Annotated in this window: 19 protein-coding genes and 1 tRNA gene; 15 read left to right on the plus strand and 5 right to left on the minus strand. The window is 67.6% G+C overall.

Going from position 1 to position 24539, the window contains the following annotated elements:
- Nucleotides 1-704: 704 nt before the first annotated feature.
- Nucleotides 705-1484: a nuclear transport factor 2 family protein gene (locus KA419_19370; protein ID MBP7868097.1), complete on the plus strand. Its 780-nt coding sequence runs from the start codon at nt 705-707 to the stop codon at nt 1482-1484.
- Nucleotides 1485-1523: 39 nt separating this feature from the next.
- Here the strand turns inward: KA419_19370 and KA419_19375 are convergent, their stop codons facing one another.
- Complete coding sequence (locus tag KA419_19375) at nt 1524-5822, minus strand: protein kinase (GenBank protein ID MBP7868098.1); 4299 nt, start codon at nt 5820-5822, stop codon at nt 1524-1526.
- A 129-nt stretch (nt 5823-5951) separates the two neighbouring features.
- On the opposite strand from KA419_19375, the gene KA419_19380 reads away from it, so the two are divergent.
- From KA419_19380 to KA419_19425, 10 genes are all read left to right on the plus strand, one after another.
- Entirely contained in the window at nt 5952-6908 is a 957-nt protein-coding gene (locus tag KA419_19380) for a PHP domain-containing protein (protein ID MBP7868099.1), read from the plus strand.
- The gene (locus tag KA419_19385) at nt 6883-8523 is read left to right on the plus strand and encodes an NAD+ synthase (protein ID MBP7868100.1); all 1641 of its coding nucleotides are present in this window, start codon (nt 6883-6885) and stop codon (nt 8521-8523) included. The genes KA419_19380 and KA419_19385 overlap by 26 nt, the downstream gene beginning before the upstream one ends.
- A 127-nt stretch (nt 8524-8650) precedes the next feature.
- Entirely contained in the window at nt 8651-9370 is a 720-nt protein-coding gene (locus tag KA419_19390) for a cytidylate kinase-like family protein (GenBank protein MBP7868101.1), read from the plus strand.
- A 43-nt stretch (nt 9371-9413) separates the two neighbouring features.
- Complete coding sequence (locus KA419_19395; protein MBP7868102.1) at nt 9414-10694, plus strand: anthranilate synthase component I family protein; 1281 nt, start codon at nt 9414-9416, stop codon at nt 10692-10694.
- 83 nt (nt 10695-10777) lie between these two features.
- The gene (locus KA419_19400) at nt 10778-11617 is read left to right on the plus strand and encodes an aminotransferase class IV (GenBank protein MBP7868103.1); all 840 of its coding nucleotides are present in this window, start codon (nt 10778-10780) and stop codon (nt 11615-11617) included.
- 220 nt (nt 11618-11837) lie between these two features.
- A complete protein-coding gene (locus KA419_19405; protein MBP7868104.1) occupies nt 11838-12986 on the plus strand; it encodes an FtsX-like permease family protein in 1149 nt (382 codons plus the stop codon).
- Nucleotides 12987-12988: 2 nt separating this feature from the next.
- On the plus strand, nt 12989-14152 hold the full coding sequence (locus tag KA419_19410; protein ID MBP7868105.1) for an ABC transporter permease: 1164 nt from the start codon (nt 12989-12991) through the stop codon (nt 14150-14152).
- Nucleotides 14153-14208: 56 nt separating this feature from the next.
- Complete coding sequence (locus KA419_19415) at nt 14209-14415, plus strand: hypothetical protein (GenBank protein ID MBP7868106.1); 207 nt, start codon at nt 14209-14211, stop codon at nt 14413-14415.
- Complete coding sequence (locus KA419_19420) at nt 14405-15781, plus strand: efflux RND transporter periplasmic adaptor subunit (protein MBP7868107.1); 1377 nt, start codon at nt 14405-14407, stop codon at nt 15779-15781. Before KA419_19415 ends, KA419_19420 begins: the two co-directional genes overlap by 11 nt.
- Nucleotide 15782: 1 nt before the next feature.
- A complete protein-coding gene (locus KA419_19425) occupies nt 15783-16508 on the plus strand; it encodes an ABC transporter ATP-binding protein (GenBank protein ID MBP7868108.1) in 726 nt (241 codons plus the stop codon).
- Between the two features lie 79 nt (nt 16509-16587).
- On the opposite strand, the gene KA419_19430 is transcribed toward KA419_19425, so the two are convergent.
- Nucleotides 16588-16947 (minus strand): SLBB domain-containing protein, encoded by a 360-nt coding sequence (locus tag KA419_19430; protein ID MBP7868109.1) that lies wholly within the window; start codon nt 16945-16947, stop codon nt 16588-16590.
- Nucleotides 16948-17266: 319 nt separating this feature from the next.
- On the opposite strand from KA419_19430, the gene KA419_19435 reads away from it, so the two are divergent.
- Nucleotides 17267-17356 (plus strand) — tRNA-Ser (locus KA419_19435).
- A 417-nt stretch (nt 17357-17773) separates the two neighbouring features.
- On the opposite strand, the gene KA419_19440 is transcribed toward KA419_19435, so the two are convergent.
- Nucleotides 17774-18034 (minus strand): PIN domain-containing protein, encoded by a 261-nt coding sequence (locus KA419_19440; protein MBP7868110.1) that lies wholly within the window; start codon nt 18032-18034, stop codon nt 17774-17776.
- The gene (locus tag KA419_19445; protein MBP7868111.1) at nt 17965-18201 is read right to left on the minus strand and encodes a hypothetical protein; all 237 of its coding nucleotides are present in this window, start codon (nt 18199-18201) and stop codon (nt 17965-17967) included. Before KA419_19445 ends, KA419_19440 begins: the two co-directional genes overlap by 70 nt.
- Nucleotides 18202-18368: 167 nt before the next feature.
- Between KA419_19445 and KA419_19450 the strand changes: the two genes are divergently transcribed.
- From KA419_19450 to KA419_19460, 3 genes are all read left to right on the plus strand, one after another.
- Entirely contained in the window at nt 18369-19643 is a 1275-nt protein-coding gene (locus KA419_19450) for an ATP-binding protein (protein MBP7868112.1), read from the plus strand.
- 406 nt (nt 19644-20049) lie between these two features.
- On the plus strand, nt 20050-21183 hold the full coding sequence (locus tag KA419_19455; protein ID MBP7868113.1) for an ATP-binding protein: 1134 nt from the start codon (nt 20050-20052) through the stop codon (nt 21181-21183).
- Between the two features lie 4 nt (nt 21184-21187).
- On the plus strand, nt 21188-22003 hold the full coding sequence (locus KA419_19460; GenBank protein MBP7868114.1) for a hypothetical protein: 816 nt from the start codon (nt 21188-21190) through the stop codon (nt 22001-22003).
- A 345-nt stretch (nt 22004-22348) separates the two neighbouring features.
- On the opposite strand, the gene KA419_19465 is transcribed toward KA419_19460, so the two are convergent.
- Nucleotides 22349-24157, minus strand: a complete 1809-nt coding sequence (locus tag KA419_19465) for a PKD domain-containing protein (protein ID MBP7868115.1) — start codon at nt 24155-24157, stop codon at nt 22349-22351.
- Between the last annotated feature and the right edge of the window lie 382 nt (nt 24158-24539).

The following is a 24539-nucleotide window of genomic DNA, read 5'->3' on the forward strand; positions in this document are numbered from 1 at the left end:
GGGCGGGTGAGGGTTCCGCGGGCGGCGCCGGGGCGGAAAGCCCTTTGAGCTCCCGCTCCACGATTTCCCGGATGAGGTCTCGGAGGCCCGTGTCGCTCATGGTCACGCCCGGGGTGGACGGTCTGGCCCGGGGCAGGGCCCGTCGACGGAGAGAGCGCCCTCCCCGGTCACGATCCGGCTGTTTGTGCTCCGCGTGGTCATTCCAACTCCTTCCCGGGATTCGGACGGCCCCGGCCGGCAGGGTTCCGGTGGGTTCGGGAACGCCATTATACACCAACGGCCGACGGTTGGAAACACCCATGCCGGGTGAACCGTGAAACTGACCCCGAAATGCGCGGGGAGACCGCCGGGTCCGGACCCCGGACGCCGGCGTGTCGAGCGGGATGGAACCACGAAATGCACGGAACACTCGAACGGGATTTCGGGACCGGGGCATGAGGTTAAGGGCCTTCACGATTCATCGGGCCAGGCCCTGAATCCCTTCAGCCTAAACCGCTAACAGCCTTTTTGAACCACGAGCCACACGAACCACACGAACGAAGAAAAGGGAAGAAAGGAACAGATCCTTAAGGTCCGCAGGGTTGCGGAGGGCCGGATTGTGGCAGCGGTCACGTCAAACGGAAAACGGGCTTGCTTTTCATCCCTGCTTTATTAAAATCAAATGATTATCGGTTGCATTTAGGCAGCCGGGGAGGGGATATGCCATGAGCACCGTGAAAACCGAAAACGCCATCCGCCGGAGACAGCGCCAGGCCCTCGAGTGTTGCCGGCAGTTTCTCCGCCACGCCGAAAACCGGGACGTTCGGATCCTCTCCCTGCTCTCGCCCCGCGTCACCCTCCTGGGGTCTTCCCCGGACGAGGTCGCCGTCGGTTTCGAAGCGGTTCGCTCCTTTTTCCTGCGCGACTTCAGCCAGGTCACCGGGCCCGTGAAGCTCCAGGAATCCCTCTGCCACGCGGAAAGCCCCTCCCCCGCCTCGGCGACGGTCATCTTCCTGATCGCGCTGACGGCGACGATCAACGGGGTCCCCGTCGAGGTCCGGGAGATGCGGACGAGCTTCGTCCTGTCCAGGGAGGCCGGGGCGTGGTCCATCGAGCACATTCACAACTCGGTCCCGGACCCGCGCACGGGCGTGGGGGAAAGCCTCCCGCTCCGGGAGGCGGATGAGACGCGGAAGAGCCTCGACGCCCTCGTGGAGGAGCGGACCCGGCATCTCGAGAACCAGGTCCGGGAACTGGAGCAGACCAACCGCGCCCTGCTGGAGTCCCTGGACGAGAGCGTGCGGCAGCGGGGCCTGCTGCCGGTCTGCGCGGGGTGCAAGAAGTTCCGTGTCCGGGACGATTACTGGGAGACCATGGAAGAGTTCCTCGAGCGGCGGACCCCCTTCAAGTTCACCCACGGGCTCTGCCCGGAGTGCGTGGACACCTTCTTCTCCGGTGAAAAGGCGAACGGGGCGGCCCGGGTGAACGGGAAGCCCGACGTCTAGCCCGGGGGATGCCCCGCCACACCCCCGGACCGGCGGGGATCACTTCAGGAGCCCCTCCACGAGGGATTCCATCCGGGCCTCGAGCAGCGGGGACATTTTCCGGACGACGTGACGCCCCTTCGGCGGGAGGTTCACGATCTCGGAGAACTCCCTGCCCGGGTGGTCCGACAGGGTGAACACCACCCGGTAGAGCCCCGGGGGAAGCCGGAGCGCGTAGGGGGTCACGCCCGCCCCCGAGACCAGGCGCTCCCCGGTGTCCTGCCTCACCACTTCCACGACCTTGCCCCAGGGCCTCGGGTCGATCACCAGGAGCGCGGCTTCCTCGGGTTTGTCCAGGAGGATGGACGCCAGGGGCCCCCCTCCCTTGGCCGCTTCGGGGGAGTCCTTGACGAGGAGCTTCTTTTCGCCGGCCTTCAGGACCAGCTCTTCCCGGAAACGCCGGTCCTCCAGCCCCGTGAACTCCCACTCCAGGGCGTATTGCCCGGGAGAGAGGCTGACCCGGAAGGGCATGTCGTCATCCTGGAGGGGGACGGGCGTGCCGGTGTCCTTGCGGACGAGGGAGGTCACGCGCCCCCCCGGCCGGAGGTCGAGGGTCAGCAGGGCCGGGGAGAAGACCAGCGGCTCACCCGGCCGGAGGTCCACGGATTCGGAGAAGCGGACCCCGGGGATGTCGGTGATCCGGAAAACCAGCTGGTAGCTTCCCGCGGGGAGGCGCACGCGGAGCGGCATGGGGGCGTTGTGAAAGGGGAGCCGGTCGCCCGACCCGACACGGAGGATCTCCTCCACGGTCCCTGCCGGGCGAAGGTCCACCGTGAGGGGAACCACCGTCACCGTCCGGGTGCGGCCGAACTCGACGCGGACGGGCTCCCGGAGGAGCACCCCGGGCATCTCCGGCATCGTGCAGACCAGGACGTAATCCCCCGGCGCCAAGGTGAGTGAGAGCGGCATCCGGGTCCCGGGGGTCAGGACGGTCTTCCCGCTCCCGGCATCCTGGACGGCGGTGACGACCCCCCCCTTCCCGAGATCGACCCGGAGCGTGCCCACCCGGATATACTGGAAAAAGGCCCAGACGGCGATAACGGCCAGGACCAGGACCATGACGGCCGGGACCCACCGGCGTCGCCCGGGGGACGCGGCGGGGCGACGGCCTTTCGGTGCCCCGACCCCGGACGGTTCGGGCGGGTGAACCTGCCGGTCCATCTGTTCCTGGATGTCCCGGACGAGGGCTTCCAGGGGCTCCGACGACTTCGGCAATCGCTGCCGCGCCTGTCCGAGCAGCTTCAGGGCACCCAGGGGGTTCCCCCGGGAGACGAGCCGGCGCGCCTCGGCCAGGGAACGGTCCACGTCCCGGAGCATGGCGCGGTTCTCGGTCTCCTCGGCCTTCCGCTGTTTCACCCACTCCGACTGCTGAAACTCGATGTCCTCGATTTTAAGCCCGATCTCCTCGGAGTTCGGGACCCGTTCCGCGGCGGTCTTGAGGATCGAGAGCGCCTTGGCCGTGTCCCCGGACTTCAGGAAAGCGTTGGCGCTCCGGACGGATTCGGCCACGTAGGCGTTTCGGAGCCGACGGGCTTCCTCCAGGCAGCGGAGCAGTGCCGCCTTCTCCGGGTAACGCGCGGCGAACTCCTCGAGAGAGGCCACCGCCAGGTCGTACTTCCGCTGTTCCAGGAAGGCGCGCGACTCGGTGATCCGCTTGTGGATCTGTTCCTCGCCCCGGACTTCCTCGAAGGCGTTTTTCAGGTCCAGGGCGTCGGGGCACTCCTCCAGCGCCCGCTCCAGGATTCGCGCCGCTTCGTCGAAAACCCGGTTGGCCGAGAACGACAGGGCCGAGCGGACCGCGTTCTCGATGTACTCCCGGCGCCGTTCCCGGAACAGTTGCTGCCCTTCCAGGGCGGAAGGGTTCTCCGGGAATCGCTCGATCAGCTCGAAGGCGACCCTCCCCGCCCGGAGGAAGTGCTTGCGGTCGACGAGGTCCGCCAGTTCGCGAAGGGCCCCCCCGATCTGCTCTCCCGTGTCCCGGAGGGCCTTTTCGTTCTGGATCTGCTGGAGGGCGGGGTAGAAGGACCCCTCGTCGGGGAAACGCTGGATGGCCTTCTTCACGAGGTCCAGGGCGGCATCGACCTTGCCGGAAGCGCGGTGGCGGACGATCTCCTCCTGGATCCGCCGGATCTCGAGCTTCTGGGCCACCAGGCGTTCCTTCTCCGCCAGGAGCTTTCGCATGGCCGCGAGTTCGGGCCGCTTGGGGTGGCTGTTCTCCACGTTCTCCAGGTGCGCCCGCGCCTTGTCCATCTCCTCGGCGTCCAGCATCGCCTTGAGCCGTTCCACCTGGAGATCGACCCAGCGGTTCTCCTCGGCACGGGCCACGGCGGCGTCGATGGCCGGCCGCAGGCTCGAGAGGGTCTTGTCGGAAGGGAAGAGCCGGTTGAGTTCCACCCAGAGGACGTGAGCCCCGTCGGCGTCCTCGGCCGACAACGCCTCCCGGATGCTCGAGAGGCCGTCCTCGAGGCGCTGCTCGTTGGCCCGCTGCCGGCGGCGGAGGTCTTCCTCGGCCCGCAGCTGCTGGTCCACCTCGTCGGCGGTCTCCCGCAGAGCGTGAAGGCCGGGGAAGAGGGAGTTCAGGCCGTCCAGGGCCGCTTTCGCGCTGGTGAGCCGGCGGCTCTGGGTCAGCTCGGTGACCAGGCGGCGGGCGTCCGTCAACAGGCGGTTCCGTTCCTCCCGGTGAGCGGGGGCGGAGAGCACGACCCCGATGTCGGGCGCTTCGCCGACCCGGGCGAACCAGCGGTCGAACTCCCGGGTGTCGCCGCCCTTGAAAGGGATACAGGCGGTTTCCTCGAAGGACTCGGCGAACATCTTCCAGGCGGACGCGAAGGACTCGCGGGCGAGGGGCTCGCCGGGGGCGGTCTCCTCCAGCTCCCGCAGGGCGGTGAAAGCCGCCGGGATGTCCCCCAGGCGGACGGCCCGCTGGACCAGCCCCGCCAGGACCCGGGCCCGGGAATCCCGGGCCAGCCGCCCCTCGTTTTCCTCGATCCGCTGGCGGACTTCCGGCAGTTCGGGGTCCAGCCCCAGGATGGTCCGGTAGACCTCGTTGGCTTCGATGTAGCGGCCGGCCATGCCGTGGGCCGCGGCCTGGGCCAGGAGCGGCTCGATCTTTTCGCGGAAACGCTGCTCCTTCTGCAGGCGCCGGGCCTTCTGGATGCCGGAGATGGCGTCCACCCGGTCGGGGTCCAGCTTGAGGACCTCGTTGAACGTCTCCAGGGCGAGGTCGTAGTCCCCCCGCTCCACCATCTCCGAGCCGATCTTGTTCAGGTCGTCGCACCGCCTGCGACGCTTGAGGCGTTCCACCTCGGCCTTGAGAGCCGGGATCACGCCGTGGGCGGGGTTCTCCGCCTCGAGCTTGGCCAGCAGGGAGTCGGCGGCGTCCGCCTTCCCTTCCCGCAGGTACTTCCGGACCACCCTCGCCTCGTAGGGCTCGTCCAGGACCGGGACGGCCTCGGCCTCCCCCCCGGCGCCGTCCAGCCGCCCCTCGTCCTGCAGGAAGGAACGCGCCAAGTCCCGGCAGGCCTGGAGGAGGGCCTCGGCGGTCTCGAAGCGCTCGGCGGGGCGCCGGGCGGTCGCCCGGGCGAGGACGGACCGCAGCGGCTCCGGGCACTTCGCCAGGAACGGGGCCGAGTCCCCCGCCCGGACGGCCTCGAGGGTCTGGGCGGCCGTCGCGCGCCGGAAGGCCGTCAGGCCCGTGACCATCTCCAGGGCGATCAAGCCGGCGGCGTACACGTCGGAAGCGGGGCCCGGCCGTTCCCCCGACGCCTGCTCCGGCGAGAGGTAGGCGGTCCGGGCGACCGGCCACTGAAGCGGGTCGGGAAGCAGGGCCGACGCCACGGCGGCCATGCCGAAGTCGACGACCTTGACGTTGCCGCTCTTGAGCACCAGGATGTCGGACGGTTTGAGCCCGAGGTGGAGGATCCCCTCCGCGTGGGCGTGGGCCAGGCCTTCGCCCAGCTGGGTCAGGAGGTTGACCGTCTGGGCGGGGGAGAGCCGGATGGCGGCCGAGAGGAAGTACTGCAGGTCCACCCCGTCCAGGTGCTCCATGACCGCGAAGACGTCGTGGTCCTGCTCCGCCAGGTCGTGGATCTGGACGATGTGCGGGTGGTGGAGCCGGACCGCGGGGATGACCGACTTGAGGTAGAGGCGGCGGTTCTCGCCGGTGCGGGACAGGTGGGCGTGCAGGAACTTGACCGCCACGTAGCGGCCGGCCTCGGTGTCGAAGCCCTTGAAAACCGTCCCCAGGGCCCCCCCGCCGATCCTGTCGATGATCCTGAACTTACCGGCCTTTTCCGGCACGTTGACTCCCCTTCTCCCGCACCGTCTCGAGGGTAACCCCCATTATAGACCGCCGGCCGCGGGGTGCTCAACCACTTTTCGATTGTAATGGTCCCGGTTCCCGGTACAATGGGCCGTTCGGGGGAGCCCATGGCCCGATGCGATCTCCACGTCCACTCCTGGTACAGCGGCAAGACGAACCACGTCAAACTGCTGGAGCCGATGGACTCCTACAGCACCCCCGAGCGGATCCGCCGAACCGCGAAGGCCCGGGGGATGGACTTCGTCACCCTCACCGACCACAACAGCATCGCGGGTTGCCTGGCGTACCGCGAGGCCCACCCCGACGACCCCGACTTCTTCATCTCCGAGGAAGTCACGGTCCCCCTGGAGACCTTCGGGTACACCCTGCACGTGGGCGTCTACGACATGGCCCCCGAGGACCACGACGAGATCCGGTCCCGCCGCCGGGACCTCGACCGGCTCCTGGGTTACCTCGACGACCGCGGGCTCTTCCGGGTGTGGAACCACCCCTTCTACGGTTTTCCCCGGGGGCCCGGGGCTCCGTCGCTCCTGCGCTTCCTCCTGGACCGGTTCCCGGTCTGCGAGGGGATCAACTCCTGCCTCCCGCCGGCGGTCAACCAGGCCTTCATGGACGGGGTCGCCGCCACGGCCAACGGAAGGGGGAAACCCGCCCTGGCGGCCGGCTCGGACGCCCACTCCCTCCTCCGGCTGGGCACCACCTGGACCGAGGCCCCCGGGGCGACACCCGCGGCGTTTCTCGCGGCCGTTCGCCGGGGGGAGGGAAAGGTCTTCGGGAACACCGGGCGCTTCACCGGCGTGTTCGGGGACGCCATGGGGGTGTACCTCGGCTACATGCGGGACATTCTCGTTCGCAACGAGGTCCACCGGGACTGGAGCCGCTGGAAGAAGGTGCGGAACAGCGTCGGGTGGGCCCTGTGGCTCCCCGTTTTCACCCTCGGGTCCTTCGCCTACGCCGTGGTGCAGTACCGCCTGTTCAAGCACCGCCTGGGCGAATACCGCCGGGTCTGGTCGGACCTGGCTTCAAAGGAGTCGGACAATGAAGGTCGCCATCGCCCAGTTTAACGCGCTCATCGGGGATTTCAACGGGACGCTGAAGGCTCTGTCGGAGCGGGTGGCCCGGGCCCGGGCCGCCGGCGCCGAGCTGGTGGTTTTTCCCGAGCTGGCGGTGTCCGGCTACCCCGCCAAGGACCTGCTGGAGCGCCACGGTTTCATCGACCGGAACCTGGAGGCCCTCCGGGCGCTCGCGGCCGAGGCCCGCGGGATCGCCGTCGTGGCGGGGTTCATCTCCCGGAACGAATCGGGCTCCGGGAAACCGTTCTTCAACTCCGCGGCCTTCATGGCGGACGGCGAGGTGACGCACGTGACCCACAAGTGCCTCCTCCCCACCTACGACGTCTTCGACGAGGCCCGCCACTTCGAGAGCGCCCCGCGGGCCCTCGGTCTGGTGGACTTTGGGGGCGTCCCCCTCGGGATCACCATCTGCGAGGACCTCTGGAACGACCCCGACCTCTTCCCCCACTCCCTCTATCGCTACGACCCCGTCCGGGACCTGGTCTCCCGCGGGGCCCGGCTGATTCTCAACCTCAGCGCCTCCCCCTTCTCCCTGGGGAAACCCGAGCGCCGCCGGCGCATCGCCGCCCACGCCGCGTGGAAGTACCGCGTCCCGGTGGTGCTGGCCAACCAGGTGGGCGGTCACGACGACATCGTCTTCGACGGCCACGGCTTCGCCGTGGATGCCGAGGGTCGGGTCCTCGCCCAGTGCGGCGGCTTCATCGACGACCTGGTGGTGGCGGACACGGAAAAGCCCGCCGTCGGCCCCGACCCCGGGTTCCCGGGCGAGGCGGAGCAGGTCTACCGGGCCCTGGTGCTGGGGACCCGTGACTACGTCCGCAAGTGCGGTTTCCGGAAGGTCGTCCTCGGCCTCAGCGGCGGGATCGACTCCGCCCTGACCGCTTGTGTCGCCGCGGAGGCCCTGGGGGCGGAAAACGTCCTGGGCGTGGCCATGCCCTCCCGGTTCAACGCCCCGGCCTCGCTCACCGACGCGGCGGACCTGGCGCGGAACCTGGGGATCCGCCTCGAGAGCCTCCCCATCGGGCCCGTCTACGAGGCCTTCCTGGGCCAGCTCGCGCCGGTCTTCGCCGGGACGCCCTTCGGCGGCGCCGAGGAGAACCTCCAGGCCCGGATCCGGGGAACGCTCCTCATGGCCATTTCCAACAAGCAGGGCGCCATGGTCCTGAGCACGGGGAACAAGTCCGAGCTGGCGGTGGGCTACTGCACCCTCTACGGCGACATGTGCGGCGGGCTCGCCGTGATCTCGGACCTCTTCAAGACCCGGGTCTACGAGGTCTCCCGCTGGGTGAACCGGGAGCGCGAGATCATCCCGCGCTCCACCCTCGAGAAGGCCCCCTCCGCGGAACTGAGGCCCGACCAGACCGACCAGGACGACCTCCCCCCCTACGACCTCCTGGACCGGGTCCTGGAACTCTACGTGGAAGAACGCAGGAGCGTGGCCGAAATCGCCGCGCAGGGGATCGACGAGACCCTGGTCCGACGGGTCGCCCGGATGGTGGACGCCAACGAGTACAAGCGCCGTCAGGCCGCGCCCGGCATCAAGGTCACGGAAAAGGCCTTCGGCGCCGGCCGCCGTCTTCCCCTCGCCCAGGGCTTCACCGGCTGAGGCAGAGCTTCCCGCCAAGGCGCCAAGCTCGCAAAGAAATGCCGGCAGGCCCGCATCATGTACCATTTGACGGGGAGACGGAAAAGCGGTAAAGTCAAGATAGCTAAACCCGAACGGGAGGTGCGGCATGGCCAGACCCTACTCCTTCCTTGTCCCGTCCATCGACCGGCGACTCTCCACCTGGATTTCCCTCGAGAAGCACCGGAAGAAGGAAGCCCCGCCCCCGCTGCGGCCCACCGTCACCCTTTCCCGGCAGTACGGCTGCGAGGGGTTCATCCTGGCCGAACGGCTGAAGGAGCTGTTCGACGCCCGGACCGGCGAGACCTGGAACCTCTACGACAAGGCCCTGCTGGAAAAGGTGGCGCAGGACGACAAGCTCTCGATGCAGGTGCTGGACCACCTCGGGGACGCCTCCAGCAGGCTCGATTCGTTCGCCTTCCTTTTTCCCGGCCACATGCCCCACCAGGAGGCCTTCAAGCACATCCCGAAGTACATCCTGGAGGTCTCCGAAAAGGGAAACGCCATCGTTATCGGGCGGGGAGGGGCCATCATCACCCAGAACCTGAAGAATTGCTACCATTTCCGCCTGGTGGCCGACTTCGACTTCCGGGTGAATTCCATCATGCGGCGCCTGGAGATGAGCCGCAAGGAAGCGGAGAAGGACGTGAAGGAGAACGAGCGGACCCGGGAGAAGTTCATCCGGGACTGCCTCCACGCCGACATCGCCGACCCGAAGCACTACGACGCCGTCTTCAACAATTCGCGCCACGGCGTCGAGGAGATCGCCGCGGCCATCGTCGCCTACGTCGCCCGGAGTTGGCCCGGGCCGGGGTTGTTCAAGCCGTGACCACCCCGCCGCGACCGGGCCGGGGAAAGGGGTCCTTGCCGCCGTGACGCCGCCGATCCACGCCATCGACCACTGGGTGAGCCGTCCCTGCGCGGCGGAGCCCGCGGATTTCTTCGACCGGCGGGGAGATGCCGCCTTCGCCCTGCTGCTGGGCGGCGCCGGCGTGTCGCGCTGGACCGTCCTGGGGCGGGAGCCGCTCCTGGAGACCGATGACCCGCAACGGTGCCCCGTGGTCCCGGAGGTTCGCGGGGCGCCGCCGGCCATCCGCCCGGACTGGATCGGGTGGGTGTCCTACGAGTACGCCCACGACCTCGAGCCCCGCTACCTGCCGTCCCCCCGCCCGGATCCGGCCGGCCTCCCCCGCCGGCACTTCGCCCTCTACGGGAAAGTGGACGTCCTGGATGCCGTCACCGGGACCCTCCACTCCCTCGACCGGCGGGTGGAGGGTGTGGACGTCCCCCCCGGCGAAACCCTCCGGACGGAGCGGGGCCCCTTCCTTGCCCGGAGGGTCTCGGACACGGAGTCGGACGTCACGTTCGGGGAGAAGGTGCAGGCGATCCGAGACGCCATCCGCCGGGGGGACGTCTACCAGGTGAACCTCACCCGCCAGGAAACCTGGGAGGTCCGGGGGGCGCTCCCCATCTTCGCCCGACGGCTCTTCGACGCCAACCCGGCGCCGTTCTCCGCCTTCATCGCCGACCGGCGCTTCCAGATCGTCTCCTCTTCCCCGGAGCGCTTCCTGCGCCGGGAGAACGGCCGCGTCTTTTCCCAGCCCATCAAGGGCACGGCCCCCCGGTCCGGCGATTCCGCGGAAGACCGGCGGCTTGCCGACGCGCTCCTCGCCTGCCCCAAGAACCGTTCGGAGCTGGCCATGATCGTGGACCTGATCCGCAACGACCTGTCGCGGTTCTGCGTCCCGGGGAGCGTCCGCGTCGAGGCCTTCCCAAGCCTGGAGAGCTTCGCGAACGTCCACCACCTGGTGGCCACCGTGGCGGGGGAACCCGGGGCGGGCGCGGGGTTCGGGGAAACGATGGCGGCCATGTTCCCCTGCGGGTCCATCACCGGGTGCCCGAAACTGGCCGCCATGCGCTTCATCCGGGAGATCGAGCCGGCGGTCCGGGGGGTCTACACCGGGGCCGTCGGCTGGGTCAGCGGCGACGGCCTTCAGATGGACTTCAACGTCGCGATCCGGACCTGCACCGTCGCCGACGGCCTCCTTCGCTTCGGCGTGGGCGGCGGCATCGTCTGGGACTCCGACCCCCGGGACGAGTACGAGGAAACCGTCCACAAGGGGGCTTCCATCGTCCGGTGCCTGACGATGTGAACCGGGGCGCGGACCGATGCCTGCGGCCGAAAAGGACGTGTATTGCGATTCGAGCTTGCCATTCCCCCTTCCCGAGGTCATCGATGCTTGAACTGAGTGAACAGACCCGATTCGAATTGCCCGCCTCCGGTCTTCGCCACGGCGACGGCCTCTTCGAGACCCTCCGGGTCGAGCGGGGGGCCCCGTGCTTTTTAGACCGCCACCTGGCCCGCCTGGAGGCCGGCCTCGCCTTCCTGGGGATGCCCGAACTGCCGCCCCGGCCCGCCGTCGAGGCGTTCCTGCGGGGGTTCCTCGACCGGACGGGGGCGGGGAGCGGCGCCCTTCGCCTCGTGGCCGTGGACGGGAAGCTGACGTTCTTCTTCCAGCCCAAGTCCCTGGAACCGCCGGGGCCGGTGAAGCTGACGATCTCGCGGAAGGTCGTCCGAAACAGCCGGAGCCCCCTGCGTTCCTTCAAGACGCTCTCCTACCTGGAGAACCTCCTCCTGGTGAGGGAGGCGGAAACCGAAGGCGCCTTCGACGCCGTGGCCCTCAACGAGACGGGCCTGATGACGGACGGGGGGAGGACCAACCTCTTCGTGGTGCAGGGGGACCGTGTCCTGACCCCGCCCGCCTCGTCGGGCTGCCTCCCCGGCGTGGCCCGGTCGGTGCTCCTGGATGCGCGGATGGCCCTGGAGGCGAGCCTGCTGCCCGCCGAGCTGCGGTCCGCCGACGCCGTCTTCCTCACCAACGCGCTCCGGGGCGTCATCGCCGTGGACACCGTGCTGCCCGAAGGGGATACCGAGGCCGCCGTGTTCCCGGACCCCCGTCACCCCGCCATCCTCCGGGCGCGGGACGCCCTGTTCATGGACGACGCGCTCCGGGGGGAGCGGAACCGGGAGATCGTCGCCCGCCTGAGCGCGTCGGAGCACAACGGGGCGTGGTGAGGCCCATCCGCGCGGGATGTTCCGTCGCGGCCAACCGTCAGGGCCAGGCGGAAGCGAACCACGGACGAACACGGATGGACACGGATAAGGCAAAGAATATCCACGAACCGCCAAAGGTTTCACAGACCTTTTCACGTTCGATCCCGGAGCACAGAGTTACCCATTGGAACCGGGCGCGCCTTGTGGTGTAATAGCGTCTTCGCCCGCCCGGAGGAGACGAGTGACCCGAACCGGTTTCGCCCTGCGCAACGCGTTCCGCAACAAGCGGCGGAGTGCGCTCACGGTGCTGAGCCTCGGCTTTTCCATGCTCCTGCTCACCCTGCTGATGGCCGTCTGGCGAGGGTTCTACCTGGATGACGGCAGCGCCGAGTCCGCCCAGCGCGTCATGACCCGGCACCGGATCTCCCTGACCTTCTTCCTGCCCACCTCTTACCGGGAGCGCATCCGGGCCGTCCCCGGCGTGACGGCGGTGGCGCCCATGACCTGGTTCGGCGGGCGCTACATCGACGACCGCCCCGAGCACTTCTTCGCCCAGTTCGGAACGGACCCGGAGGAGATCTGCCAGGTTTACCGGGAGTGGGAGATTCCTCCGGAACAGCTCGCGGCGTGGAAACGGGACCGTTCCGGCGCCATCGCCGAGCGGAAGCTGGCGGAGAAACACGGGTGGTCGGTGGGCGACCGGATCGTCCTGCAGCGGAACATTTTCCCCGTGGACCTGGAATTGACGATCCGCGGGTTCTACCACTCGCCCGACGGCTTCCAGGCCGTGCTCTTCGACCATGCCTACGTGGAGGAGGCGGTGCGGTGGGCGAAAGGGCAGGCGGGGGTGTTCGCGATCCTGACGCGCAGCCCCTCCGCCGTGCCCCGGGTGGCGCGGGAGATCGACGACACCTTCCACAACGCCCCCCAGCCCACCAAGACCGAGTCGGAGAAAGCGTTCCAGCTCGGCTTCATCGAGATGCTGGGGAACGTGAAGGCCTTCATCCTCTCCATCGCCGGCGCCGTGATGTTCGCCGTCATCCTGGTCTGCGCCAACACCATGGCCATGTCCATCCGGGAACGGGTCCGGGAGGTGGCCACCCTCAAGACCATCGGCTTCACCCGGGGCCAGGTCCTGGCGCTCTTCGTGGGGGAGGCGGCCTTCCTCTCGGGGTTGGGCGGCGCCACCGGGGTGGGGCTGGCCCACTGGATGCTCTCCATGGCCGCCCGGTCGCCCATGGCGGACTTCCTCTCCAACATCCGGGTGAGCGGGTCCACGGCGGCCATCGCCGTGGGGGTCGCCCTGGGCGTCGGCCTGCTCAGTTCGATGGTCCCGGCCTGGCGGGCCTCGGGGCTCCCCATCACCGCCGGCCTGCGGCACGTGGGGTGACCGTGGGGGTCCCGATCGCCTACAACCTGCGGAGCCTGAGCCGGCGTCCCGGCGCCACCGCCATGACCGCCCTGGGGATCGCCCTCACCGTCACGGTGGTGATGTTCCTCCAGATGCTCCTGGCCGGGCTCGACCGCGCCTTCCTCGCCAGCGGCGACCCGCTCAACGTGATGGTGCTGCGAAAGGGGTCCGAGGCGGAAATGTCGAGCTACATCGTCAGCGAGCAGCTGGAGGTCATGAAGACCCTCCCGGGCCTGGCGCGGGACGCCGCGGGGCGCCCCCTGGCCTCGCCCGAGATGATCGTGCTCATCGTGCTCCCCCGCGCCGACGGGACCGAGGCCAACGTCACGGTGCGCGGCCTCACGCTCCCCGGGCTGGAGGTCCACCCCGCCGTGCGGCTGGTGCAGGGGCGCTGGTTCACCCCGGGGCAACGGGAAGTGGTGGTGAGCCGGCGGATCACCCGGCGGTTCACGGGCGCCGGCGTGGGGGAGGACATCGCGTTCGGCAACGCCCGCTGGCGGGTGGTGGGTTGCTTCGACGCCGGGGGCACCGCCCCCGACTCGGAGATCTGGGGCGATTACCACCTGATGGCCGAGGCCTTCGACCGGCAGGGGGGGGCCTCGTCCATGCTGCTGCGGGCGGAAAGCCCCGAGGCCGTGGAGGGGATTCGCCGGGCCGTGGAAAACGACCAGCGCCTCAAACTGGACGGGAAGCGGGAAACGGACTACTACGCCGGCCAGACCGACAGCTCCGGGGCGCCCATCCGCTTCGTCGGGACCGTCATCGCCCTGATCATGGCCGTCGGGTCGTGCTTCGCGGCCATGAACACCATGTACGCCGCCGTGGCCTACCGGTCCCGGGAGATCGCCACGCTCCGGGTGATCGGTTTCTCCCGGGCGAGCATCCTCCTGTGCTTCGTCCTGGAGGCGGTGGCCCTCTCCCTCCTGGGGGCCGCCGTGGGCGTGGCGGCCGTGCTGCCACTCGACGGCCTCGCCACGGGGACCTCCAACATGGTGACCTTCGGGGAGGCCATCTTCTCCCTGACCGTCACGTCCCGGACGGTGCTCAACGCCGTCGTCTTCGCCGCCCTCCTGGGGGCGGTGGGCGGGTTCGCGCCGGCCTGGCACGCCTCCCGGCGGGAAATCCTCGGGGCGCTGCGGGAGTGAGCGGGCGGGTGTGGGCGGAGTGAGGTCGGGCTCGCGAACAGCCCGGGGAGAAGGGGATGGAGGTGGGGGTGGGGATTGCGAGAGCGATGCCGATAGCGATACCGATAGCGATGCCGATAGCGATGCCGATAGCGATACCGATGGCGATACCGATACCGATACCGATACCGATGCCGATACCGATTCTCAGGAGGGGTAATCGAACGGGGTTTGGGGGAAAGCGGAGAAGAAAGAGCGGGACAGGAGAAGGCGATGGAAAATAAACTGGACAACAGAGTGCAAACCGGGGAAACCCTGCAGGCCCTGCGGATCGAGCCGAGCCGGCGTGCCCGGCACCGGGGGCGGCTCCGCCGGTGGGCCCGGTGGGGGGTCGCCCTCGTCATCGTAATCCTGGCGGGGTATTTCTTCCTCCGCTCCGGCATGGGTCCCGGCGGGGTTGAAGTGGAGACGGCCCGGCCGACCCCGCCCGACCCCAAGGCGCCCGACGTGGTGCTGTCGGCCTCCGGTTACGTGGTGGCCAAGCACCGCATCAACGTCAACTCCAAGGTCACGGGGCGGATCGCCTGGATCGGCGTGGAAAAGGGCGACGTGGTGAAGGCGGGCCAACTGCTGGTCCGCCTCGAGGACGAGGAGTTCCGCGCCCAGGTGGACCAGGCGGAGGGGGCCGTCCGGTCGGCGAAGGCCCGGCTGGAGCTGCTCCGAAACGGGAACCGCCCCCAGGAGATCGCCGAGGCTGCCCACCGGGCCGAACAGGCGAAGGCGGAGCGGGACATCGCCCGGACTACCCGGGACCGCTTCTTCACCCTGACGAACTCCGGCGTCGTCTCGAAGCAGGAACTCGACGACGCCCAGGCTCGCCTGGACGCCGCCGAGCAGCAGTACCGGGCCCTCTCCCAGGCGGCGGAGGTGGTGCGGATCGGCGCCCGGGCCGAGGACGTCGCCCGGGCCGAGGGGGACCTCCGGGAGGCCGAGGGGCGCCTGGCCTGGGCGAAGACGCAGCTGGACGCCACCCTCATCAAGGCGCCGGTCTCCGGCACCATCCTGCAGCGAGTGGTGGAAAAGGGCGAGCTGGTGACCGCCCAGTTCGCCAGCGGCGCCGAGGGCGGCCCCCAGGGCTCCGTGGCGGCCCTCGCCGACCTGGACGAGCTGCAGGTGGAACTCGACATCAACCAGAACGACTTCGGCCGCCTGTCACTGAAGCAGTCGGCCACGGTCACCGCCGACGCCTTCCCGGACCGCGCCTACGACGGTTTCATCGAGGAGATCTCGCCCGAGGCCAACCGGCAGAAGGCCACCGTCCAGGTCAAGGTGCGCATCCGCAACCCCGACGGCCGGCTTCGCCCCGACATGAACGCCAAGGTGGACTTTGTCGCCGGCGCGTCCCAGGCGGTCCCCGCCGGGAGCCGCGCCGTCCTCGTCCCGGAGTCGGCCCTCCTGCCGGAGGACGGCAAGACCTTCGTCCTCCTGTTCAGCGCGGACGGGAAAGCGCGCCGGAAGGAGGTCCGCCTCCTGGGCCGACGAGCGAGGGGCGCCCTGGTGGAGGGGGTCGAGTCGTCCGACCGGGTCATCCTGCACCCCCCCGAGGACCTCGGGGACGGGGCGGCGGTGCGGCACAAGGGGGCGCACTGACATGGCGGGCCCCTGGGACGGCGATGGAGGGAGGCGCCCGGGGAACGGGCGGCCCGTGGTGGAGTGCCGGGACGTGTACAAGGTCTACCGCCGGGACGAGTACGAGATCCCCGTCCTGGAGGGGGTGAGCCTCGACGTGGCGGAAGGGGGGTTCGTGGCCCTGATGGGACCCTCCGGTTCCGGGAAGACCACGCTCCTCAACCTGATTGCCGCCATCGACCACCCCACGGCCGGCGAGGTGCGGGTGGCGGGGGAGGACCCCTTCGGCCTCTCCGACGCCGACGTTGCCCGGTGGCGCAACGAGCACGTGGGGTACATCTTCCAGACCTTCAACCTGATCCCGGTCCTGACGGCCTTCGAGAACGTGGAGCTGCCCCTGCTCCTCACCCGGCTTTCCCGGCGGGAGCGCCGCGAGCACGTCCTGGCCGCCCTGTCCCTCGTGGGGCTGGCGGACCGGGTGCGGCACCTCCCCCGGCAGCTCTCCGGCGGCCAGGAGCAGCGGGTGGCCATCGCCCGCGCCCTGGTGACCGACCCCACCCTCCTGCTGGCGGACGAGCCCACGGGGGAGCTGGACAAGCGCTCCGCCCGGGAGGTCCTGGAGATCCTCAAGCGGCTCAACGAGGAGTACGGCAAGACCGTCGTCATGGTGACCCACGACCCCCACGCCGCCGAGTACGCCCACACCGTGCTCCACCTGGAGAAGGGCCGCCTCCTGGAAGCATCGTAGGCGCCTCCTGCCGGGAGGCGCCCGTTAGCTTGACGCGTGCAGGGCCCGTGCGCCGCCCGGCAGGCGGCGCGTACTGTTTTTACTGTTGCGGTTCCAAGACGCGGGGAACGAGCACGACGTCCCCGGCCATGAGCGGGGTGTCGGTGTCCTCGCCGCGCTTGATCTTGTCGAGATCGTGGATGGTCACCTGCTTCATGCGGATCAGGTTGATGTGGTTCACGCCCGCCTTGGCCGTGGGGCCACCGGCCTTGGCGATGGCCGTGGAGAGCCTGGCCCCCTCGGTCCACTCCTGCTCGCCGGGCTGGTTGACCTCGCCCTTGACCAGGTAGGTCTTCTTCTCCGGGGTTTCAGCGGTGGTCCCATCGGGAGCGATCCCCTTTCCCCCGGCGCAACCCAGGATCGACACCATTAGAAGAAAAACCCACGCCATGGTTTTCATCTCGCTCCTCCTTTCGCCAGGATTATTCGTCCGCTCGGGTTTTGTGATTCATTCAGGTGTTGACGCGGTCGCAAAAAGTACCATCACCCTCATGGCGATGGCTCAATAAAGGTCTGACAAACACTTTTCCGTTCGATTCCTTACTATTTATGCGAGGCCTTCATGTGTTTATTCTATCCCGAATACCATGATGGGGTGAACAGTTTTTCTCGGGAACGACGGAAAGCGTGCGCCGCCCGGCAGGCGGCGCGTACTGCTTGACTTCGACGGGTGCCTTCCCTACAATCGGCACTTTGCCGGCCCTTGGCGACCGGCCCGCGGAGGAGTGGCCGAGCGGTTGATGGCGGCGGTCTTGAAAACCGTTGTGCCCGGAAGGGTACCGGGGGTTCGAATCCCTCCTCCTCCGCCAGATATTCAGACAAGAAGGCATTTCGGTGCGATTCACTCCCGCCGGAGGGGCAGGCCCCGCCCATTTTGGAAATGGGCGTCGCCGGTGATCCAGGCCGCTCCCCGCGCCATGGTCTGGCAGCCGCGGAGCGGCGGCCCGGTATTTCACCGCCGCTCCGCGGCTCCGGATGGGCCCCGGACCTTCACCTGGGCCTCGCGGCCCAGTCTCCTTCCGAAGCAACCGCGCTGCGGGCTTCCGATTGACTCCTCATCGTGGCAAGAAGGCACCGGCGGTTCGCGCTCCACCACACGATTTCCGGATGAACCATCTTGATCCCATCCCTTCCACGCGCTCCCGATGTCGGGTTTTTCAAAGATGGACGGCGAATCTGTCCGCCAAGCAGGACCCGGTTGATCTGCGAGTCGATTGCGGTGAACCTCACGCCTGCCAGAGGCGCAGACCCCGCACTTTTTGAAAATGGACGTCGTAGGTGATCAGCACGGCTCCCAGCTCCATGGTCTGGGCAGCGATCCAGACGTCGTTCAGCGGGAGCGGCGTTCCCGCCTGGCGCAGATCGTGCATCAGGTGGCCGAAAATCTCGGCCGTCTCCTGCGTCGTGTTGAGGAGCGTCACAGTTGGCCTTTGTCGGTTAACGCGTTGTTGAACTCGGTCAGGTCCTCTTCGCTCCAGACACCGCAGAAATCAACAAAATCGCCGCGATGGTCGGGCGTTTCAGCGGTCAGCCCCAATCCTTTTTCAAGTGTTTCCTTGATGACTTTGTTCAGGCTCGTTTTTTCATGCCGTGCTTTCTTTTTGAGCTCGTTTTCCAGCCGCTCGTTGATGCCATGGATCGTCATTGATTTCATGCTTCCTCCGATGAATCACCCAGAGGTTCATCTTGAATTATAATCTAGTTCATCCCGGTTTGTTTTTCAACGGGGTAGCGGCCCCCGACCGGAGTATTCCACTGCGCGGTCTGTTTGTTGCCGAAATTGTCCTTGTAAGGAGGGAAGATTTTTGTTAAATTGTCCCTATGATCAGTGACAATCTCAAATACGTGATCCGCCAGTTCGCCGAACGCGCGCTCCCCGCCTGCCGGCCTCGGGAGCGGGTCCTCCCCTTCGGCACGGGCAAGGTGGTGGGCCTGGCCGGGGTGCGGCGCTCCGGCAAGACCTTCCTCTTTTTCGAGGCCATCCACCGGCTGGTTGCCCAAGGGGTGGACCGCCGCCGGGTCACCTACCTGAACTTCGAGGACGACCGTCTCCACCCGGTCCGGGCCGAAGAACTGGACCTGGTTTTGCGCTGCTGGCAGGAACTCTTCCCGGAGATCGCGGGACAAAAAAGGTACCTGTTCCTCGACGAGGTTCAGAACGCGCCGGGTTGGGAACGGTGGGTCCGCCGGGTCGTCGACACGGAGGATGTCGAGGTCTTCGTCACCGGCTCGTCGTCGCGCCTGCTGACCCGTGACCTGGCCACGGCCCTGAGGGGCCGGAGCATCACCCTGGAAGTCTTCCCCCTCAGCTTCCGGGAGCGCCTGTCCTTCCTTGGGGTCGACGCCGTTCCGTTCAGTGTCGACAGTGAAAGCCGGATTCGCTACGAACTGGAACAGTATCTGCTCTGGGGCGGATTTCCGGAAGTGGTCCTGGCCGAGGAGCCCCTGCGGCCCCTGATCCTGGGCGAGTACGCTTCTCTGATGATGTACCGGGACGTGGTGGAGCGATATTCGCTGCGGAACGAAGCGCTGGTCCGCGAGCTGCTGCGGCACGCCTTCCGGAACACGGCCTCAATGCTCAACGTGAGCAAGCTGCACCGGGACTTCACGTCCAGGGGGCTTTCCGTTTCGAAAAACACGCTGTTCGAGTACCTCGGCTGCCTCGAGGACTCGTTCCTGGTCTTCCTCCTGCCACGGAGGGTGGCCTCCCTCCGCCGGCAGGCCCACAACCCCCGGAAGCTGCACATCGTCGACACCGGGCTCATCGCCGCCTTCCAGGCATTTCCGGCCCGGGACCAGGGGCACAAGCTCGAGACGGCGATCTTTCTGCAGGCGCGCCGGCGCACGAAAGAACTCTTCTACTCTGCCGAGGGGAGTGAGGTGGACTTGTGCGACGGCGCGGGGGAGTTTTTCGTCAACACGTGCTGGAACCTGGCCGACCCCGAGACCCTCCGCCGCGAGAAGGCGGCCATGACCTTCAGCGCCGCGCAGTGGCCGCGGGCGAAAGGCCACCTGCTGTTCCACGAATACGCGCCCGGGCTGGAAAGGGAAATCCCCGGCGCCCGTCCCGCCTGGCGGTACCTGCTCGAGGAATGAAAGAAACCGGTCTTTTCGGGACGATGCGTAGGAACGGGCGGGGCGGGTTGCGTGTGGCTTGGGGTGGGGGTCGTTTGCACGCGCCGTCCCGGCGCGGGGGTGAGGGGCTTGGGAGAGGTCAGGAGCAAAGCAGGTTGCCTGCGGCTTGGGGTTGGGAGACCCGGAGTAGGAACGGATGGCCGCCAGCAGGACGCCCACTTCCCGCGGGTTCGTCAGGACGACCCGGTGCTCCTCCCGGTGCGGCGCCAGGGCGTCGGAAAGCCCCTCGGCCGGATTGTTCTCCACCAAGCTTCTTCCCTTCTTTTTCACCGAGCACGAGGCGAGACGGATCCCCCGACCGGGATAATTTGCTTGCAACTGCCGACATATTTATTTATAATTCGGTCAGTTTACTGACGGAGTTATCATGTATATACGACAGCGACAGCTTGAAAATCTCAGCCGTCACGCGCAACCCGGCAAAGTCGTGGTGATCTACGGCGCACGGCGCACCGGCAAGACGACCTTGATCCGGGAATTCCTGAAGGGGGTAACGGAACCGTATCTTCTGGTCAGTGGCGAGGACCTCATCGTTCAGGGGTATCTCGCCTCGCAATCCATTGAAAAGCTCACGTCCTTTGTCGGCAGCAACCGCCTTCTGGTTGTGGATGAGGCGCAAAAGGTCACGAACATCGGGATCAACCTGAAGCTGGTCGTTGACCATATCCCCGGCATCCGGGTCATCGCCACCGGTTCGTCCTCGTTTGACCTGGCGCGCCACGTAGGTGAACCGCTCACCGGCAGGAAAAGCACCCTGATCCAGTATCCCCTCGCCCAACTGGAACTGAGCGCGGTCGAGCAACGGCACGAGACCGATGCGCACCTGGAGAGCCGGCTGGTTTACGGTTCATACCCCGAAGTGGTGCTCTCCAAGGACTACCGGGATCGGGAACAATACCTGAAGGAGATGGTTTCGTCCTGCCTTTGCAAGGACGTTCTGGAACTCGACGGGATCAGGCAGTCGGCAAAGATCGGCAGACTGCTGCAGTTGCTGGCCTTCCAGGTTGGCAAGGAAGTTTCCTGTGCAGAATTGGGCACAAGCCTGGGCATGAGCAAGAATACCGTCGATCGTTACCTGGATCTTTTGGAAAAAGCGTTCGTCCTTCAGAGACTCGGCGGGTTCAGCCGCAACCTGCGCAGCGAAGTCACGAAAAACAGCCGGTATTTTTTTATCGACAACGGCGTGCGCAATGCCCTGATCAACAACTTCAACCCGCTCGATCTGAGGAATGATGCGGGGGAACTCTGGGAAAACTACCTGATCATTGAGCGGCTGAAGCGGCAGGAGTACCTGCGGGAAAGTGCCCAGAACTATTTCTGGCGGACGTACACCCGGAAAGAGCTGGACCTGGTCGAGGAACGCGGTGGTCGACTCCACGGGTATGAAATAAAATGGGGCCATGCCAGGCCCCGCCCTCCGAAAGAGTGGACAGCGGCTTACCCCGAGGCCACCTGGGAGCTGGTCAATCGGGAAAATTACCTGGAGTTCATTCAGGGATAGGCGAATGGGCTTCCCCCGGGGCAAGGCCATCCCCCGGCGGGAACACGTCCGAAATTGTCCAGATGAAGAACATCAGGTTCGCGCGCTGGAAAACGCGACGGTCTCCCTGACCGCCGCCGACGGCTCCCCCGCGCCCGACTGGATCATCCTGGGCAATGTCTCCGCCCCGGCCGGCGGTTCCTCATCGCACAAAACATCGGGGTCGGTCTCGGAATCGGTATCGCTATCGCAGTCGGTATCGGCTTCGACTACGAGTGCGAGCGTAGGATCGAGTACGAGAACGAGTACGACTACGAACACGCCCCTCCCCGCCGCCGGCCGCGCACCCTCGCCCACGGACTCGCCCGAGCGCTACCGGCGCTGGCTGCTGGCCCTCAACCAGTCGGGGACCCTCCCGCTCCTTGCCGTCAACGAGACGAAGGACATCACCCTCACCTTCGCCCCGGCGGAAACCGTGCCGCCGGGCCCGGAACCGTACAACCTCGTCCTTCATGTCGCCAGCGCCGACGGCGCCGTGACCCTGGACGTCCCCGTCGTCGTCTACGTGGATGCCTCGGGGAAGGGAAACCTCCTCGTTCAGGCCTACGACCTCTTCTCGGGCAGCGGCGTGTCCCGCCCCGCGGGTTCCCGGGGCCCGATGATCACCCTCGCCGGGAGTTCGCGGGCATCCCCGTCTCTCCCACTTTCGCTTCCATTTTCCCTTATTTGTGTGTGGGCCGCTCGGAATACGGTTGACTGCTTCCACGTTTTTGCCTATTTTCCACCCATGTCCACGGAGCAGCGAAAAACCGACTTCACCGAGCATGCTTATAGCCTTTAGAATCAGATGAATATGAATTATCAACCAGGAAGTCGCCATCGCCGCGGGCGATTGGGTCGCCATCCAGGATTAGTGCACGGCTCCCTCTTCGTCCGCGTCGATAAGGGCGGCTGATTCCCGCCTGAGCGGACAAGCCATTCGCTGCATCCTGGAAACGCGGGCTGGCCAGGCCGCGGTCTCCGTCCCACGCTCCTGCAACGGCTGGCGGACCTTCTTCACCACCCCATCCACCGGGCTGCAAGGACCTCATTCTCGACAGGCCGGCCGGTCATGCCGACGTGAGCCGGCCCCTTGAAAAAAGGCGCCCCGCGGGGGGCGCCTTTCCGGCTTCGCGCAGGGAACCGTTCACTCCAGGAAGCGAAGGTCCGCCGGGGGAAGATCGGGTGGCCCCTCCCTCTCCTGCCCGCCCGACGGGGCCCGTTCCATCTTTGGGTCCCCGGGGGCGGCGATCTTGGCCGCCGCCCCGTTCCCGGTCTTGAGGATGACTCCCGAGTAGGCCGACGGCCCGTGGACAAACAGGTACCACACCTGCCCCCCCGAAACCGTCAGCGTGAAACTCTCCGCGTTGGTGCTCCCCGCCGAGCGCTTGTCGTAGACGGAGGTGGACGGGACCCGGTTCTTCCCGGCGTAGAGGTTGCAGTTGCCTGTCCCGCCGCTGGTGGTCACTTTCAGGGATGTCTGCCCCGAAGGGATGACCAACCGGTAGTATTTCCGGCTGCCGGAGGCGCCCGAAAGGTTCGCCACCGTGGCGTTCACCCCCACCGTCGCGGAGCGCTCCCCGGCGAGGGTCAGCGTCATCCCCGAGTAAGCGGCCGTCCCCCGGAGGAGAAGGTACCAGGTTTTGCCCGTGGTCTGGGTCGCCTCCACCGCGTCGGTGTTGGACGTCCCCGAGGACTTGAAGTCGTAGGAACTGGTGGTGGGCTTGGCGCCGGCCTTCACGTACAGGTCGCAGTTGCCCGACCCCGAGCCGGTGGAGACCTTGAGCCACACCAGGTCGTCGGGGGTCACGACCTTGAAGTAGGTGTTGCTCCCCTTCGCCCCGGCGAGGCCGGAGCGGGAGGAACCGATCGCCAGTGAGGTGACGCCGTCGGTGTCCGTCACCATGACGGACCGGGTGGCCTGGGCGGTCCCGTCATAGCCGTCCGTCACCGTCACGGTGACGGTGTAGGTCCCGGGCAGGCCGTACCGGTGCGTGCCGCTCGGGCCCGTCGCCCCCGCCTCCCCGTCGCCGAAGCTCCAGGTGAAGGTCAGGGTGTCCCCGTCCGGGTCCGTGGCCGTGACGGAGAAGGCGACCGTGGAGCCGGCGGTGCGGTGGCCGGGGATGGTCACGCTCTGGATCACGGGGTAGGCGTTGCCGCTGACGGTCACGGTGCCGGTGCGGGTGTCGGTCCACCCCCACTTGTCCCGCGCGTCGACCCGGACCGTGAAGCTCCCCGGTGCGGAGTAGGCGTGGGTGGCCGGGCTCCCCTGGGCGGTGGACCCGTCGCCGAAGTTCCAGAGGAAGGTGACGGGGTCGCCGTCCGGGTCGACGGCCGCGGCCGAGAAGGAGAGGGTCTCCCCGGTGGCGCCCGTCGCCGGAATGGAAACGGACTGGAAGGCCGGCGCCGCGTTGGTGACGACCCGGACCGGGACGTCCACCGTCGCCGCGGCCCCCTTGCCGTCGTAGGCGGAGATCACCACGATCTTGTCCCCGGTGGAGGAAAAGGCGTGGGAGATGCTCCCCGTGTTGGAGTAATGCAGGGTCCCGATGTACCAGTGGAGGCTCACCGGGTCGCCGTCGGGGTCCGAGGCGGTGGCGGACATGGCGACGGGTTCGTTCACCACGGCCTCCGCCGGAACGTTCACCGTCCCCATCACCGGCCGGTGGTTGACGCTCAGGGTGGCGGAGGGGCTGTCCGCCGCGCCGCAGGCGTTGGAGACCCGGACCCAGTAGCGGGTCGTCGCGGTCGGGGGTGGCGGGGTGAATTCGGCCGCCGTGGCGCCCGCCGCGGGGTCGGAGGTGTCGCCGCTCTCGCCGCGGTACCACTGGAAGCCCAGCGGGGCGGTCCCCGTCCCCGACACCGACAGGGTCGTCGTCTGCCCCGCCTGGACCACCGCGTTCGCGGGCGGCGTCGCGATCACCGGCGCCGCCCCGATGCCGATGCTCTTGATCATCCCGGCCGGGCCGCAAGTCTCGGAGGAGACCTCCACCTTGAACCAGGCCGGCGCCGTCAGGGGACCCGTCGCGAGGCTCGCCCCCGCGGCCCCCGCAATGGGCGTGAAGCTCGTCCCGTCCGCGCTCCGCGACCAGGCGTAGGTGAGCGTCCCCTCCCCGGTGGCCGCCGCCGTCAGCGTTGCCCCCTCCCCGGAACAGACCCAGTCGGACCCGGTAATGGCAGAGACTACTACCGGCTGCCGGACGGTGACCTTGGTGTTGATTCCCGCCCTGTAATCCCATAAGTGTCCAGGGGTATTTTACCAGAGATCGGCCAAGGAAAGATCACGGGCGATTGAGTGATCATCGGGCTCATGCTTCATCGAGTCCGGCCGTTGATCG

The sequence above is a fragment of the Acidobacteriota bacterium genome (assembly GCA_018001935.1).
Taxonomy (GTDB): Bacteria; Acidobacteriota; JAAYUB01; order JAAYUB01; family JAAYUB01; genus JAGNHB01.

What these genes read in the sequence shown, in the direction of transcription:
- KA419_19430 (MBP7868109.1), bottom strand. Translation starts at nt 16,947, where the DNA reads ATGAAAACCATGGCGTGGGTTTTTCTTCTAATGGTGTCGATCCTGGGT.
- KA419_19370 (MBP7868097.1), top strand. Translation starts at nt 705, where the DNA reads ATGAGCACCGTGAAAACCGAAAACGCCATCCGCCGGAGACAGCGCCAG.
- KA419_19385 (MBP7868100.1), top strand. Translation starts at nt 6,883, where the DNA reads ATGAAGGTCGCCATCGCCCAGTTTAACGCGCTCATCGGGGATTTCAAC.
- KA419_19455 (MBP7868113.1), top strand. Translation starts at nt 20,050, where the DNA reads ATGTATATACGACAGCGACAGCTTGAAAATCTCAGCCGTCACGCGCAA.
- KA419_19445 (MBP7868111.1), bottom strand. Translation starts at nt 18,201, where the DNA reads ATGAAATCAATGACGATCCATGGCATCAACGAGCGGCTGGAAAACGAG.
- KA419_19390 (MBP7868101.1), top strand. Translation starts at nt 8,651, where the DNA reads ATGGCCAGACCCTACTCCTTCCTTGTCCCGTCCATCGACCGGCGACTC.
- KA419_19460 (MBP7868114.1), top strand. Translation starts at nt 21,188, where the DNA reads ATGGGCTTCCCCCGGGGCAAGGCCATCCCCCGGCGGGAACACGTCCGA.
- KA419_19465 (MBP7868115.1), bottom strand. Translation starts at nt 24,157, where the DNA reads ATGATCAAGAGCATCGGCATCGGGGCGGCGCCGGTGATCGCGACGCCG.
- KA419_19415 (MBP7868106.1), top strand. Translation starts at nt 14,209, where the DNA reads ATGGAGGTGGGGGTGGGGATTGCGAGAGCGATGCCGATAGCGATACCG.
- KA419_19380 (MBP7868099.1), top strand. Translation starts at nt 5,952, where the DNA reads ATGGCCCGATGCGATCTCCACGTCCACTCCTGGTACAGCGGCAAGACG.
- KA419_19420 (MBP7868107.1), top strand. Translation starts at nt 14,405, where the DNA reads ATGGAAAATAAACTGGACAACAGAGTGCAAACCGGGGAAACCCTGCAG.
- KA419_19400 (MBP7868103.1), top strand. Translation starts at nt 10,778, where the DNA reads ATGCTTGAACTGAGTGAACAGACCCGATTCGAATTGCCCGCCTCCGGT.
- KA419_19450 (MBP7868112.1), top strand. Translation starts at nt 18,369, where the DNA reads ATGATCAGTGACAATCTCAAATACGTGATCCGCCAGTTCGCCGAACGC.
- KA419_19425 (MBP7868108.1), top strand. Translation starts at nt 15,783, where the DNA reads ATGGCGGGCCCCTGGGACGGCGATGGAGGGAGGCGCCCGGGGAACGGG.